The sequence below is a fragment of the Candidatus Obscuribacterales bacterium genome (assembly GCA_019744775.1).
Taxonomy (GTDB): domain Bacteria; phylum Cyanobacteriota; class Vampirovibrionia; order Obscuribacterales; family Obscuribacteraceae; genus SBAT01.
Genome location: JAIETZ010000001.1, coordinates 699,321 through 713,985 on the forward strand (window position 1 = coordinate 699,321; position 14,665 = coordinate 713,985).

The window sequence follows — 14,665 nt, forward strand, 5'->3', positions numbered from 1 at the left end:
ATTAGATTCAACCGCTAAATAATTCCCACTATGAAACTTGACTTACGGCAATACCATTGCGTACAAGACCTCCTTCCTTCCCTTGTAGTGTTTCTTGTCGCCTTGCCTCTGTGCATGGGTGTCGCCATAGCATCGGGCATGCCTCCTGCCGCTGGACTAATTGCTGGTATCATCGGTGGTATCGCGGTAGGCATGACGTCCAGCTCACCATTTCAAGTGAGCGGTCCTACCGTCGGTCTTGCCATGATTGTCTGGGATATTGTGAATCAGCATGGAGTAGGTGCTCTAGGGCTAGTTGTGTTCTTTGCAGGGCTTTTACAACTTTGCTTTGGAGCACTTAGACTGGGACGTGTATTTCGAGCTATTTCTCCAGCTGTAGTTCAAGGAATGATCTCCGGTATAGGTCTTTTGATTTTAGTAAGTCAGTTTCATTTAATGCTTGATGATAAACCAAAAGGAAGCGGACTCGCCAATTTAATTGCTCTGCCAGAGTTGTTATTTAAAGTGCTTACTTTTAACGATGGCGTCCACGAAGCAGCTGCTTTGATTGGTCTTTTAACCATCGCAACTATTTTGATCTGGGAAAAACTACCGATCGAAAAGTTGCGCAGTGCCTTTCCGCCAACCCTACTTGCCATTATCCTTTCGACCGCTGCTGCAACAGCACTCGGACTAAATGTACTTCGTGTACAATTGCCGGATAGTATATGGTTAGCTTTGAAGCCCCTGGAACTCTCCGCTGTCGGACAATACGGCTGGTTTTTACTGCAACAGGCACTTGTTGTAGCCCTTGTCGGAGGCGCTGAGACTCTCCTTACAGCCAATGCGCTCGACAGGATGCTGCCTGGACACAAGAGTAAATACGATCAAGAACTAATCGCCCAAGGAGTAGGTAATACTATTTGTGGTGCAATTGGTGCCTTACCCGTAGCCTCTGTCATCGTCCGCAGCTCAGTTAACGTGAAAGCCGGCGCTCAAACTAAAGCATCCACGATTCTACATGGCGTTTGGCTCTTGCTCTTCACATTGTGCTTTCCAAAGCTGCTCAGCCTTATTCCAGCCGCCTCTCTTGCCGCCATCTTAGTTTATGCAGGTTACAAGCTTATAGATATCCGAGCGGTAAATCGAATTGCCGACCATGGGCGTTCTGAATTACTTATCTTCAGTGTTACAACACTTGCGATCTTAACAACAGATCTTCTGACTGGTGTACTTTTGGGAGTAGCAATGAGCGCGGCAAAACTTCTGTACGTGTTCTGCAAGCTTGATATCGTTAAGACACAAACCAACGGACGCATCACACTCCAACTGATTGGTGCTGCTACTTTTTTGAGCTTGCCAAAACTTTCTGACGTTCTCGAAAATCTGCCCTTAGATACCGAGCTTCACGTCGATTTCTCTCGCTTGGCGTACATCGATCACGCCTCGCTCGACCTTCTTATGAAATGGGAAGAGCAATACAAAAGTGAAGGAGGCACACTTACAATCGATTGGGGTTCGCTTCAAGCGAAATTCAACTCAAAAACACCGCCTGTATCAACAGCTGAACAAGCAACGGACACATTTCCAAATGTTACTAAGGGTTAACTCACCCAGATGGCACCCGCGAAGAGACTCGAACTCGCGACACCCTCGGCAGGACCAAAAACACCATTGCTTCTCTCTTCATTTGCAATTCACGCCGGCGAGTGGTAGGTTTGATGAATGTCTATTTGGTTTTCATCCGATCATCACTTCGGACACGCAAACATCATCAAATATTGCGCTCGCCCATTCAATAATACCCATGAGATGAATGTGGCGATGGAAGCTGCTTGGAACCGAGTTGTCCAGCCGGAAGATATTGTTTATTACATTGGTGATTTTGCCATGAACATGCATTTTGTGCCGTCGTGGTCAGGCAGGTTGCACGGCAGGAAAATTCTCATTGCCGGCAACCACGATAAATGCTGGAAGAAGCTAATTGGTACGCGCTGAGGCGGAAGAAAAGCAACCAGAATTCTTTGCCATTCAAGTAAAGGAAAAGTTTGGCGGACTCCGCTTCTATCTAAGTGGAACCACAAAGGAAATGCTGGATGCAACTCAGGAAGCGCAAAGATGCAGTTATGAGATCTGCGAAAAATGTGGGGCTGCGGGTTGCCTGCGCGAAGGCAATTGGTTGAGAGTGTTATGTGATAGCTGTACCGGGAAAGCTGCGTAAATGAATTGAATCGAGTAACGGAGCAACTCAATTCTACTTTAGCTTCTTCTGCTTTCTAATTTTTACAATCCTACCACTACCACCGGTGCCACCATTTCCGCTGTCGCCACCAATGCCACTCAGCTTGGAAGCATTGCCACCTGGACCGCTATCGCCTCCGGCACCGCCGGGGATATGGCAAGAACCGTTTGCTCCATTCCCCCCATCGCCACCGCTCCCTCCATGCCCTCCTGGTTCATTTGCATCTCCGCCGGGACCACCTTTCCCACCAGTCTGTCCAGCACTGAAAGCATTACCGCCGGTGCCACCTTTTCCGCCTTTGGTACCTCCTAGTCCGCCTGGTCCGCCTTTTCCTGGCACCATCGTTGGGGTACCTGGTCCGCCATTACCTCCTGGTCCTCCTCTCAAGAACCCTCCACCACCTCTGCCACCATTTTGTCCAGGACAACCATCCCCACCACGGCCTCCTTCTCCCATTCGGGCAGGATGTGGATATGGGCTATAAACCAGTTTGTTGCCAACTCGAGCGTAATTGTCGAGGACCCAGTCGTTACCAACCGGCTTGAACTCGATCAGGGTGCGTTCCGGCGTACTCAATGGCGACTGAGCATAAACTAGTTGTCTGGTACGTTTATCTGCTTTTGTGAAAACCAAATAGGGGGCGTTGTCCGGGGACAAAGTCTTCTTTAATTCACCGATAGTGAAGGCGACTTGCATAGGTGTGGAATATACAGGAAACGTTTTCGATGTGCACAAACAAGTGATGTCAGACGTCATCATCCAAATTGGCACTTCGTTTAGCGACCCATCTGTAACAAGATGTGGAGCTACTTCCGCCTCTTCGGCGAAGAACCTGACCACACATGGAAATAATTTTGCTTCCGCTCTCAGGCTGAAAAATGCGGACGTTAGTATCAATCCCAAAACAATAATCAAAAAACGTTTTTCATCAATAAGGAACATGAGAAGTAGTTATTCCTCTGATCACTCAATTAGAACGGCATCGCCACCGTCTCCGCCTTTTCCAGAAGAACCATTCATTAAACCACCGGTCCCGGGCTTGGCAGCATTACCACCTGCACCACCAATGTTTTCACCGTCAATTTTGATTGTAGTTTCTGAAATACCCGTTTGTGAGGTTTTCTTTGACTTACTGAGTAAGACATCTCCGCGCTTTACATGAACAGCTTTGCCGCCATTACCTGGTTGTGCGCCTTCGCCTCCAGAACCGCCTATGTTTCGTCCAGAAATTTGAATAGTCAATCGCTGGCTGTCTTGGTCCGATAGGGGAGTCATATAGTCAGCCCTTCGCACTGCTTTCGAGCTTACGTCGGACTGATCGGATGAGCTTGTGGCGACGCGTGACGAGGCTAGTGGTATCACATTATTTATTATGGTCGGATTGGCTGATTGTGTTACCGTAACGGCAGGAGTTTCTTTTGCTCCAATTGATGGACACACAAACTTGATCCAGGATTGTGTTTCAGCCGGATGAGTAAAGAGAAAACTACCTAAAGCAACAAATGCGGTTAGCACAAATCCAAGCAATCCTTGTTTGACTAACTTGTTACTGTTGCTGCTGGTCTTTTTCTTATTCTTGTTCATATTGATCCTCTTGCTTATGGCTGGCAAAATTTGAGGCAAGCCACTACGGTATTCGTCTCCAAAGTTTGCTGTTTCGATCTAATATCTCGACAAAGCTTGTCCCTTTTAGCAGTCCGGTCCAGATTACTAGGTTGACTTGACCGACAACTTGAGCAGAGGGAAATCTGATTGCTTGAAAGCGGTCTGTTGCAAAGGCAGCTTCGGCAAGCAAATGAGTAGGAACCACATCGCTGTTCAACATTTGCATTTGCCAGGATGAAGTTAACTCCGTCAAATCGGTACCAAGGAGTTGCTGAATGTTCTGCTGTGTAATGTCTAGAACATTTTCCAGGCTCACTTGAATCGGCAAAGCTACCAATGGGGACAGAGTTGATTCATTGGTTATTGTCGAAAACAGTCCTCTAGCCTCAGAAAGCGCAGTCTGCTCGGTTTCTGAAACATATAGGCAATCGGGTCCACCTGGCGGCGTGTATCTCTGCCCCTTCTCTCTCGCTCCTCCAGACCAAAGTGCATTCGGTGGATTCCTGCTCATAAGCGCGTCAAAATTAACCGCACGAAAAACCATGCCAGTAATCGACTGGATGGGAAGTGATTGCAGAACATCGGAAAGGATTTGTGGGGAATGCATTTACCTTGGTTGTCCCAATAAAGCATCCTCTACGATGTCGGCGAGCAACTCAAGTTTGCCCTTTTGTAAAAATTCAACCGGACAAGTCTTATCAAAATGCGGATTAGGCGTATTGAGCCACGAACGCAATGATTTCACTGAACCCGTAGCGCGCGTTATTCCAGAAGCAATTCGTTCAAAGTGAAATAGTCCGGATTGAATCGATTGCGAATCAGGAGTCTTATGAATAGCTTGCGGTGTTTTGCCAATGCATCTAGCGATATCGGCCATTGTGATACCAAAAGTCTTACTGATCAATTCCGCGTCGAGACGACCACTAGTGTCATTGCGTAACTCTTGAATCATCGGTACAAGTATTTTGTTCACCGGCTGCGAATCAAAATCGCGCATGAGTTTAAAAATGCGCCAAAGCAATTCGTTGGCATCAATAGGGGTTCTCACAAAGTCAATGCGAATATCATGGGTCTGTTCCAGATCTTCAATTGGAGCACTGCCGAGAAATATTACTGGACCTGACCAATGTTGGCTCCTCATTTGTCTCAAGAGCTCAAAGCCAGATAGGTTAGGCAACTCAACGTCTAGAACGACCAGGTCTGGTTGTTTGGTTGCGAAAGAGGCGTGCCACTGCTCTATAGACTGGGCCCGATCAAATTCCAATCCTAGATGGTTTGACAAAGCGACCTGAACGTCCTGTCGGAGACACGCATCCGGATCAAAAACTAGAGTTCTTTGTAAGTTCATGCCTGTTACCCAAATAGTGAGGAGCGACGAGTTTAGATAAACCCATTATAAACCATTTATCAACCAAAAATCAACCCTCCACTCTTGCCGCATACAGACATTGACAGTTTTAGAAGTTTGCGTACATAATGATAATGTACGAGGTTATTTAATACATATGAGACAAAAAGATCGAGATAAATTCGTAAAGTTAGCGAATCAACGCGTAAACAGGGTTATTAAAGGACTGCAGTTGATCGGCAACCTGGCAAACAGGTCCAACTACTCCTATACAGAAGAGGACATAAGGCAAATCTTTCAGACCCTGAAAGCTGAAATGAAACGCTCCGAAGATCGCTTCCTGGCTATGAACGCAAGGGAAACAGAACGATTTCGCCTGGAATAGGCAAAATCGAGCACACCGTCTCGCATCGGGACTGGAATAACAACTAACATTAATCGAAGGGTGACAGAGATCGCGTGCCACTTCGTTTGCGTTCGGTCATGCCTGCTCAAATTCATTGTTGAGCAGGCATGACGTCCTTGCCAGGGAACATCTGAAAAATGGCATCGTCATTTACCGTCTAAGTACGTCAACTCAATCCGCGGCAGCGTGAATCATCCCAGAAAGTAACAGATTCAAAGCCAGATTGGAAAAAGAGCTAAGCAAATGGAAAGCAGTGTCAGCTAGTCCCGGTAATCCAACACATCTGGCTGATTTAAGTATGAACGTTGATGGTTTTCCCAACAGAAGCGTTCTTTATTGATCACTAACCTATTTTTTAAATTGGAGTACAAACTATGAAAACCGCACTTGCAGCGGCCGATGCCCCTGAGACACTAATGGCTTCAATCAAAGCTGAAGATGAAAAAGAAATCCCTGATTACAAGCGTCTGGAAAAGCTTGTCGGCAACTTTGTTGAAACTGCCGACCCGGATACTTATTGCATCGACTTTTATGTCGCCGAGGCAATGTACATCCTTACCAGAGCTTACATCTTAAATAATGAACAAGGCAAAGCAAAAACAACTCTTGCCCAGCTCTACGACTTTGTTCGAAACGCCGAGTCAGAAAACAGTCCGCAGGCAACTTACCTCTATCACTTGTTCGATCAGCTTCACGACTACTCGGGGCTAATTGAATACTGTGATTACTTGTTGCCGGTTGTTGAGAAATACTACGCCACCGAGATCAAGGAACGTGGTGGTGTCATCTACAAAATCGGCATGCCGCCACATCAGAAGGAGCGACTCCGGGCTGATGTACTCACCGCCGATTTGGAAATAATGAAGGAACGCATTGCACGTTTTCGGAATAAGGCACAACAAGCCATCAACGAAATACAAGCTGCCGAAAATTTGATCCGCGGCTGCACCATACCAAGCACATCTCTTACTAAAGAGAAGACTGCCATTTAATTACTTATTTTGCGTCTCCGCTGGGCTTCGCCGGCGGAGACAGAGGAAAACACTATGTACAGAGAAAGAGCTAATGATGCTCCATCCACAGAGCTACCGTTTTATCACAAAGAGTCCGCCGGAGTTGTTAACTCCTATTTGCTGAAGGCACCAGATGCAGCTGCTTATCTTGGAGTCAGCCTAAGCTGGCTAAAACAAAAAGGTAAAAGCATCCCCTACGTCAGGATTGGGATCAAAAACAAAAGATGGCGCATTCAAGATCTTGACGCCTTCATTGCGAAGAACGTTCGTAACGCACAATAAGCAGGAGAGGGCTTTTCAATCGAATTCAAGCAGGGTTACAAAAGCACTCATCGAAAAGTTGAAGGCTTTGATATCACTTCCTCCACTTTCACCGCAAAACTCTGTCAACCGATAAGGCAACACAGACTTTCTGTCTATGCCTGTGCACTCTTCTTATCAATTTCCCGTTTGTCAATTTGTCGAGCAGTATTTATGATAATAGGCAGCTTTGTACATGTAGAATCGTACAGTGAAGCGAAAAACAATCCAAGAGGAAAAAATGTCAGACGATGATCGATTTGACGAAGATAAACAAGATGGAGACGAAGCTGGATACAGCCTCCCGAACACCTTCAAATCTGCTAACACCAACTCTCAGTGGCATCTGACTCCAAAACAACTCCTGAGAATATTTGGAGTCGTTATCTTCGCTACACTATTTGTGATCTCGCTTCCTTTCCTGTATTTTGGGGGACAGATTTTTTGGGAGTACAATCGTCAGCATATTGCTCCTATTCCATTCGACCGACAAACCTGGCTCAAATCGGGATCCACGAGCAGCATGCGTCAAAGAATGATCAACGATCTTACTGAAAAGTACAGACTTGAAGGACTGAGCAAGGAACAAGTCGTTGAGCTATTGGGTCCCTATCAAAAATTCGGCAATAGTGCCGACTGGGGCGATATGGTTTACCCTATCGGGTCATTTGGAATGGATACGATGTGGCTTTCCATTTGGCTTCACGAAAACAAAGTTGACAAGCACCGGATTCAACCAGATTAATTGAAGCACCTTTTACCCAAAACGATAATGCGCCGTGCCATTGATAGTTAATTCTGAGAGCGACAGATGAATCCAGGAACCGTTCGTATCGGACTGCGTGCGAAACCAACATTTTCCCACTGAAAAATCCTGAAGAATCGGTAAAAGTAATATAGTAAGCAAGAAAGGGTGCATTGGTGTTAGAGAAATTCCCGATTACTGCCGCATTTGTTTTGCTGTTTCTGATTGCAAACTCGTTTTGTGCTTGTTGTGGACCGGGTAGCATTATTCTCTTTTGGTTTTCGCATCTCCTTCTGTTCTTCGTTGCTCTAATAACGATACCGATTGATATAACAATGCATAAGCGAAAACGAAGTGATGATACCACAGCCCAACAACAACGCCCGTTCAATCCTGTTTGGATTTTAATTTGCTTCTTAAGTGTCCCCACGTTGATTATATATTTGCAAGTGGTTATAGCATTTTTGGCAAGAAAGTAACGTTACGGCCCAAAATCCAGCGAAGGCAAGCAAACCTTGCTCCATAACATTTGCGACCTGGCAAGTTGTGAGATACTTGATATAAAAGATCAGCACAATTTCCAAAGGATCAGAGTCCAAAATGAATGTATGTAAGTCATGGTGGCAAATAGTTGACGAACTTCCCCCGAAGAAGAGGAGCTTTACCTATGGCATACTGGTCGGGGCGATAGTCAGCCTCCTTATTCAATCTCCGCTCATAATACAGCAGACCCTTCTCTACTTGGAACGCCATCGACTCTTATCCTTAATCATTGTTCTTGGCGCAATTGTCTTGATTAGCTCATTTATTGCAGTGATGTTCGGACTTCTTGCTGCTGCTGCAACAAAGAGCGAGCCAAGTGAGCAATAGAGTCATAAAACGATCTCCGATTAACGTTAACCGTATAATTTTGATGGTACATAGAAAGCTTATAGAAAAGTAGACGTGATGGAATATTGCCTGAATGACCACAGCCCCCGACCCCGGATGTAACTATATGCCCTTAGTAGATGATCTAAATTTGTTCTTTGAAGATCCCTTGCTACCGCTAGACCAGGCAGGCGTTCCTGACACAAATCCGAGCTTGTTAGGAGGAACTTGCAGAAAATACAGCACCTTATATCTTTTGCGCCGAGATATAGGACGGTGCTTCGGCGCAACACCCCCGATTTACTGGCCAGGCACCATGGCAGTTCTGGCGGGTGTTGATTTGTTGGCAAAGCTGTACGCTGGTAACGATGCCACCTCTGGTGGTGCCATTGGTCAACGCTTTAGGACCTTCGCGGATCAACGTATGAGTGGAGGAGACGGGGCGAGTTTGTGGCAATTGAGAAATGCTGTTTTACACTCCTATGGAGTTTATTTCGAAGAACCAGCACCGGCGCCTCCGGGTGGTCGCGGCGGATCGTCACTTTTGCCATCCGTTCCAAAGAAATTTAGGCTTTCGGCAACGGTCAACTCACTGATAACGCCAATTGCGGGTTCTCTATTTGCAAATTTGCCAAACGATATTATTGAGATCGATGTTAATGAACTGAAAGCATCATTTGATGCAGCCATCGCTAATTATGAAACGTATATTAGGGGCAATGCAACAGAACAAATCTCTCATTTCGAACCGATGTTCAAGAAGTATGGTTGGCTATACATTTGCGAAGAAACCATTACAGGCTCAGGACTTCTACTGACCAAAGGCGCTTCTGGAGGATGACACCATGTTTATAGAACTCAATAGGTTGTTGGTCATAACGATCCGAGAGCGAATCTGCACTATTCAATTGCTCCAGCATCTTTCAGCATTTGAATAATTTCTGGTTTGGTTCAGGAATTATATACTGCAGCTTTCTTGAGCGACGTCCCATTACTCTCAAAGAAAGCGCTATTAACCTCGACACCATCGTCAATAAATAGTTTGACCATTTCTGGACTATTTACATCAATTGCCGCACCAAGAACCTCTTTGCCAGTTCTGCCCTCAATTGTCCAATTTAGCTCCCATCCAGAGCAATCGCTTAGCAAGTTTCACATCACGCGAACGGCCTGCACAAGACAATTAGGTGACCGAGTGTCATTGTTGTTAACTGCAGTCCGATTCATGACACTGCAAAATGTCATAGACTCGTCAGAAGCAAGATGCGCAAGGATTGAAGCCCTTGTCCTGCTGAGGAGATTGGTTGATTGTCTTCTACCTGCCAACTCATTTTGCAAGCTCTAGAGACTTGGGTTCAACGAACAGTTCGCAGCGCTTTGCATACAAGTCTTGCTCATCGGAAAGAACAGCAAGTCTGCGCAGACCGCCAGCAATGAAAACTCGCCCGTCATTCAAGACAGTGGCCGTTTGCCATAGCCTAGGCAGGATCATAGATTTCGCAATGAACTTGTTATTGATAGCATCGAAAAGCTCAGCTTGGTCTGAGGCAAATTGTCCTACACCCATCACTAACACGTTCCCAGAAGGCAATAAGACCGTCTGGCAACGAAGCCTCCAAGTTGACATTGGAATCAACGGTCCAAAAGAATTAGTCTTTGGATCGTAAATTTCTGCAGTGTGTGTAAAATCAGCTTTTCCCGCGGTACCACTCAAACCGCCAATAACCAATACTCGACCATCAGCTAGCACTATTGTCCTATGCCTACTTCTAGAAACCTTCATGAGTGGTCCATTAGTAAATCTTCTGGTACGAGGATTGTAGATCTCTGTTGAACGGAGGTAAGTAATCTTTCTGGACATTCTAGAATCTTCTGGAATGCCAGGATCCACGAGATCACCTCCAGTGAAAAGAATGCGTCCATCTTTCAATACTGCGGGTGCAGCATTGCCCCTCGCCACATTTAATCGACCCACTAATATTTGTTTGTTCGTTGCTGCGTCGTAAAGTACTACCTTTGTAATGGTGTCACTACATGTATCCAGCATGTCCCTGCCTCGAGTCGAACCTCCAGCCAACAATATTTGTTCATGAGGGAGAGACACGATATCCGGTTGCCAGTCTTTCAGTATCGGTGTTTTAGATAATGCACGGAACACCAACTTATTTCTAGATTCCGCTGTATCCGCAAGTCCATGGCCGCCTATAGACATTAACCCAGATGCTGACTTAGTAATTTCACAGCCATATTCATCAGGTGCGAGTGTGATGGTGTCTTGCATTGGATCAAATAGCTGTACCTTCAGCTCATTTCGAGGATCACGACCTACCAACAGAACTTTCCCATCTTGTAATAGGTATGCCTCATGACTGCGTAATTCAGCACACAGTGGCGCGGCTGGAGCGAAATCCCCTGAATTAGACTTGGTCCGTGTTGCGGCACTTTTGACAATTGATTCTTCCGATACAGGTCGTGTACCCACGACCCACGCGCCTAAACATGCCACAAATCCGACGAATATCAGCGCTCCCAGTAACAGCACAACTGCTATCGTCCCAACAAGCGTGGACAAAAGAACTCTCAGTGTGGCCTTCATGTTACTAATCATTCGTCCTACCGAAAATTGTTACACAAGCCCTTTTTGCACTCACACCTATCGCACTTGCTCAAATAAAGCATTCATACGTCTGAATCAACCATGCTATTTCTGCAAACAATATTCCCAGTGGTTAAGTAGATAAAGCACAACATCGGCGGCAGAAGAACTCGAACCGCTAATCCCTTCGCTTACAACTACGAGGCCGGCACGCGGCAGGCATATCCGTGTAAGGCGCGAAAACGCCCTAAATCAACATTGATTTCGCACCCTATTTGCACCCGGAAAGAAAAGTGAGGGCTGGGGCGATCCCCGAAACCCTCACCCAGATGGCACCCGCGGAGAGACTCGAACTCCCGACACCCTCCTTAGGACGGAGGTGTTCTATCCACTGAACTACGCGGGCTAAGTTATAAGAATATTAGTCTACCACTACCCAATAACGACTTTTCAGGGTTCATTTTGGGCATATTAGCGTTGGGAGTAGAGAGATTATCATGCGTTTGGAACCAACAATTACTGCATTAATGGCAACCTGGCTTGTGTTTACGCCTTGCTGCCGGGCCGAATTCACCCTTGAGATGGGCAATGAAGGCAAGGAAGCAACCCAGGAGCCTGCCGAGGGAGCCTGTTCAGAAATTCCGCAGAGGAAAAGCTCCTGTCAAATGTCAGAGCCAAATGTGCAGGCACCGTCATTGCCGGAACCTAATCGTAATGTCGAGTCTTATATGAATGTTGATGGCTCACAACAATATGTGAAGGGTGACGATGGACGACTTCGATCAGTCGGTCAAGCTGCAGTTGAATTAAACAACGAAGCTGTAAGACGCATGAACGAAGGCAGACACGACGAAGCCAGACCATTATTTGAAAAAGCTCGCGAAATTATGGGCGAAGCACCGGAAGGTCCTTGCGTTGAAGAAACTCAACTAGAGAAATTCAATCGCAACGTCATCAATCAAAATAACGACACAGTATTTAAATACGACGCCAGCAGATACGACAAATCCGCCGATCGACCTTCAGTACAAGATGTTTTAAATGCAGTTGAACCTAGCAGCGATACCACACATGACTCAGGCTACTAGACCCGACGAAGCGAAAAGCGCAAAAGCAGCAAAAGAACAATTAGTGCCACGATTGCCATCTTAATACCATCGCTCAGGCTATCGGGATCGTATCTCAACTCGACAGTGTGCAATCCGCCAGTAACATGGACAGCCATAAGTACACCATTTGCTCTATGAATTACTGCCGGCTTGCCGTCAATCAGACATTTCCAGCCAGGATAGTAGTGATTGGAAATTAGAAGCATGCCTGGAATTGGTGTGGCGATGGAAAGTTTCAATTTGCCGGCAGAATTTTCAAAAACATTTACAAGCAAATTCTTCTTCAGATCACCCACCATAAAGTCGGGCATTGGCAGGGGACACATAACACCCGGCTGTTGATCAATGAGAGTGGACACCCAGGGGTTGTAGCCGGACACATGGGCGTTGGCGATAAGCCCCAGCGCTAACTTTTGCGTCGGTACGACGTACCATTTGTAGGTGAAGTGTACGTTTGGCAACGGCCTATCTACTTTGTAAACACGTAAATTCCATTTTTCATCAGAGTGGACAAGGGAGAAAAAGCGCCCGTCCAACAGCGGAATTTCCAGCTTCTTGCCTTTATAAGTGCGAATCATTTGCGTACAAACAAACTCAGTTGAAGTTATTTGGCAGAATCTATAGAGAGGCACATCCGTCCTCTTACTCAAATCAGGCGGCGGCATCAGCTTGTTAAAACTAGCCCTGCACTTCCTTAAAGCGCCTATGAAAAGCCTTCTATAATCGAGCGTTTCTGCTGCCTCATATCCGAACGAAGATGGAATTGCCGCGTCGATATTTGTATTGGGCAAAAGCATTTGCCGCCCAAACTGATAAAAACTATACGTTCTTTGCCTGTTGGTTCCTCTGCCGGCATTAAATTCCGAACCCGGATCATCAGGTCGCGCTAGTGGATCAGAATACAAAGGCAACACACGTCTACCAATAAAACTCTGCGAATTCTTTTGCATTGTCTCTCGTATCACATCAGCAACATGGCTATCCCGATAAAAGAAATCCGGAGGTGCATCATGCCGCGAATAGACAAAAGCATGAACAACAAGGCTCGCCACAAGAGAAGACAAAGTGATGACGATGAAATTTCTGCTAGTGAGTTTATCTCGACTATAAAGCCAAGTCACAAGAACAATTGCCAGACCAATGCCGGCAGCAATAACGCCGGCACGACCAAGAAGGTAAAATGCCGGCGTCAGCAAATCAACATGCACTCCTCGCTTAACGAAAAACGCCCAGTTGCCGGCAATGACAGCCAAATTCTTCCAGGCAAGCAACGTCAAACCGGCAATTCCTAAAAGTGACCAAAGTGCAATAGACAAAGCCTGCGCAATTTTGGAAACCCGCTTTTCGATTGCCATTCTAAATCCACAAGCAGCAAATATTGCCAGACACCAAACAGGGAAATAGAGAAGCTTCACCGGATAGCGAAATATATTGAGGTAAGGCAAGTGACTAATGAGCCATGGCGCAACAACTGTACCGTTGCCTAAAGCCATAATTAGACTGCCCACAAGAATAGCCAGCAGCACAAATCGCCACTTCCATGATTTATCAAAGAGCCCCCAGAGAGCAAATGTCACGACGATAGGGCCGACAAAAGCTGAGGCTAGATAAGGAATATATGTAGCACGTCCAGCGGCAACTGAAAGAAATCTTGTCCCTTGTAAATGAAAGTCACCCAATGGCTGCGGCAAAACAAGACACAGCATGTCGTACCAATTGGCAGACCAAATGAAAATCTCAGACAAGCCGAGTCCAAGCGCACGAGGAGAAATTGGTTTCCATTCAATAACAGGTAGCAGTCCGGGAAAGGCAATACAAAGGCCAAGCACGAGCGCCACACCCCGCCAGAACAATTGACGAAAAGCATCACTTTTGCCTTTTGCTCCGTCAACAAATATTGCCACTATCAAATACAACCCCAGAATCATAAGCGCCGGCTGGAAAATTTCTGGTCGCCCGGCAAGCACAAGCATTCCGGTGGCAATACTTGCAGCAATCACATAGAGCATGTTTGACCGAGTGTAGCAGCTGGTTATCTTGGTCAAGAAAAACAACGCCAAAGGCAACCAGGCAGCCGACGCCATGAGCGTGTAATTGGCTTCCAGTGAAAACATGTAAGCCGACAGCGCTGCAACTAAACCGGCAAGCCAAGCTGGTCCTAGCCCCCAACCAACACCGGCGACCAAAAGAAAATTGCCAATGCCGGCAATCAGCTGATGCAAAGCAAGGTTCATTGCAAAAGCCGAATCAAAAGGCAGGACAGCAAACAACCAATTCAACGGATAGAAAACACCCGGTGAAGGAATAGCTACCTGCGACATTCCGCAATAGCAGTAGGGATTCCACAAAGGCAATTCGCCTTTGCGCAAAGATTCACCTATGAAACGCAGGAAAGGCTCAAAGTAGTAGGTAATATCCGAGAGGAAAAATGACCGCTGCCCTGTCAGCCATG

Annotated in this window: 13 protein-coding genes and 1 tRNA gene; 7 read left to right on the top strand and 7 right to left on the bottom strand. The window is 46.3% G+C overall.

The features are described from left to right. The first annotated feature begins 30 nt into the window (after positions 1-30). Together K2Y22_03080 and K2Y22_03085 are read left to right on the top strand one after the other, a co-directional pair. Positions 31-1,587: an STAS domain-containing protein gene (locus tag K2Y22_03080; protein ID MBX9877417.1), complete on the top strand. Its 1,557-nt coding sequence runs from the start codon at positions 31-33 to the stop codon at positions 1,585-1,587. A gap of 117 nt (positions 1,588-1,704) precedes the next feature. Next, positions 1,705-1,977, top strand: coding sequence for a hypothetical protein (locus K2Y22_03085; protein MBX9877418.1), 273 nt, complete (start codon positions 1,705-1,707; stop codon positions 1,975-1,977). A 256-nt stretch (positions 1,978-2,233) separates the two neighbouring features. On the opposite strand, the gene K2Y22_03090 is transcribed toward K2Y22_03085, so the two are convergent. Genes K2Y22_03090 through K2Y22_03105 form a run of 4 tightly spaced genes read right to left on the bottom strand, consistent with a single transcriptional unit; the run spans position 2,234 to position 5,174 of the window. Further along, positions 2,234-3,163: a hypothetical protein gene (locus K2Y22_03090; GenBank protein MBX9877419.1), complete on the bottom strand. Its 930-nt coding sequence runs from the start codon at positions 3,161-3,163 to the stop codon at positions 2,234-2,236. A 21-nt stretch (positions 3,164-3,184) separates the two neighbouring features. After that, positions 3,185-3,805, bottom strand: coding sequence for a hypothetical protein (locus tag K2Y22_03095; protein MBX9877420.1), 621 nt, complete (start codon positions 3,803-3,805; stop codon positions 3,185-3,187). A gap of 43 nt (positions 3,806-3,848) precedes the next feature. After that, positions 3,849-4,433, bottom strand: coding sequence for an RES family NAD+ phosphorylase (locus K2Y22_03100; protein ID MBX9877421.1), 585 nt, complete (start codon positions 4,431-4,433; stop codon positions 3,849-3,851). Continuing rightward, positions 4,434-5,174, bottom strand: coding sequence for a response regulator (locus K2Y22_03105; GenBank protein ID MBX9877422.1), 741 nt, complete (start codon positions 5,172-5,174; stop codon positions 4,434-4,436). A 780-nt stretch (positions 5,175-5,954) separates the two neighbouring features. Here K2Y22_03105 and K2Y22_03110 point away from each other — a divergent pair. The 4 genes from K2Y22_03110 (at position 5,955) to K2Y22_03125 (ending at position 9,349) form a co-directional block, all read left to right on the top strand. Further along, positions 5,955-6,572, top strand: coding sequence for a hypothetical protein (locus K2Y22_03110; protein ID MBX9877423.1), 618 nt, complete (start codon positions 5,955-5,957; stop codon positions 6,570-6,572). Positions 6,573-6,626: 54 nt separating this feature from the next. Beyond that, positions 6,627-6,875 (top strand): helix-turn-helix domain-containing protein, encoded by a 249-nt coding sequence (locus tag K2Y22_03115; protein ID MBX9877424.1) that lies wholly within the window; start codon positions 6,627-6,629, stop codon positions 6,873-6,875. A gap of 259 nt (positions 6,876-7,134) precedes the next feature. After that, a complete protein-coding gene (locus tag K2Y22_03120; GenBank protein MBX9877425.1) occupies positions 7,135-7,638 on the top strand; it encodes a hypothetical protein in 504 nt (167 codons plus the stop codon). A 1,186-nt stretch (positions 7,639-8,824) separates the two neighbouring features. Next, complete coding sequence (locus K2Y22_03125; protein ID MBX9877426.1) at positions 8,825-9,349, top strand: hypothetical protein; 525 nt, start codon at positions 8,825-8,827, stop codon at positions 9,347-9,349. A 486-nt stretch (positions 9,350-9,835) separates the two neighbouring features. On the opposite strand, the gene K2Y22_03130 is transcribed toward K2Y22_03125, so the two are convergent. Next, positions 9,836-11,116, bottom strand: a complete 1,281-nt coding sequence (locus K2Y22_03130) for a hypothetical protein (protein MBX9877427.1) — start codon at positions 11,114-11,116, stop codon at positions 9,836-9,838. A gap of 318 nt (positions 11,117-11,434) precedes the next feature. Further along, a tRNA-Arg gene (locus tag K2Y22_03135) sits at positions 11,435-11,510 on the bottom strand. Positions 11,511-11,601: 91 nt separating this feature from the next. Here K2Y22_03135 and K2Y22_03140 point away from each other — a divergent pair. Beyond that, positions 11,602-12,192: a hypothetical protein gene (locus K2Y22_03140; protein MBX9877428.1), complete on the top strand. Its 591-nt coding sequence runs from the start codon at positions 11,602-11,604 to the stop codon at positions 12,190-12,192. On the opposite strand, the gene K2Y22_03145 is transcribed toward K2Y22_03140, so the two are convergent. After that, positions 12,189-14,582 carry a YfhO family protein gene (locus K2Y22_03145; GenBank protein ID MBX9877429.1) on the bottom strand — a complete coding sequence of 798 codons (2,394 nt, stop codon included), beginning with the start codon at positions 14,580-14,582 and terminating at the stop codon, positions 12,189-12,191. The two genes, K2Y22_03140 and K2Y22_03145, sit on opposite strands and share 4 nt — an antisense overlap. Positions 14,583-14,665: the final 83 nt, after the last annotated feature.

Coding starts and splice junctions, on each gene's coding strand:
- K2Y22_03080 (MBX9877417.1), top strand. CDS start 31: ATGAAACTTGACTTACGGCAATACCATTGCGTACAAGACCTCCTTCCT.
- K2Y22_03085 (MBX9877418.1), top strand. CDS start 1,705: ATGTCTATTTGGTTTTCATCCGATCATCACTTCGGACACGCAAACATC.
- K2Y22_03090 (MBX9877419.1), bottom strand. CDS start 3,163: ATGTTCCTTATTGATGAAAAACGTTTTTTGATTATTGTTTTGGGATTG.
- K2Y22_03095 (MBX9877420.1), bottom strand. CDS start 3,805: ATGAACAAGAATAAGAAAAAGACCAGCAGCAACAGTAACAAGTTAGTC.
- K2Y22_03100 (MBX9877421.1), bottom strand. CDS start 4,433: ATGCATTCCCCACAAATCCTTTCCGATGTTCTGCAATCACTTCCCATC.
- K2Y22_03105 (MBX9877422.1), bottom strand. CDS start 5,174: ATGAACTTACAAAGAACTCTAGTTTTTGATCCGGATGCGTGTCTCCGA.
- K2Y22_03110 (MBX9877423.1), top strand. CDS start 5,955: ATGAAAACCGCACTTGCAGCGGCCGATGCCCCTGAGACACTAATGGCT.
- K2Y22_03115 (MBX9877424.1), top strand. CDS start 6,627: ATGTACAGAGAAAGAGCTAATGATGCTCCATCCACAGAGCTACCGTTT.
- K2Y22_03120 (MBX9877425.1), top strand. CDS start 7,135: ATGTCAGACGATGATCGATTTGACGAAGATAAACAAGATGGAGACGAA.
- K2Y22_03125 (MBX9877426.1), top strand. CDS start 8,825: ATGGCAGTTCTGGCGGGTGTTGATTTGTTGGCAAAGCTGTACGCTGGT.
- K2Y22_03130 (MBX9877427.1), bottom strand. CDS start 11,116: ATGATTAGTAACATGAAGGCCACACTGAGAGTTCTTTTGTCCACGCTT.
- K2Y22_03140 (MBX9877428.1), top strand. CDS start 11,602: ATGCGTTTGGAACCAACAATTACTGCATTAATGGCAACCTGGCTTGTG.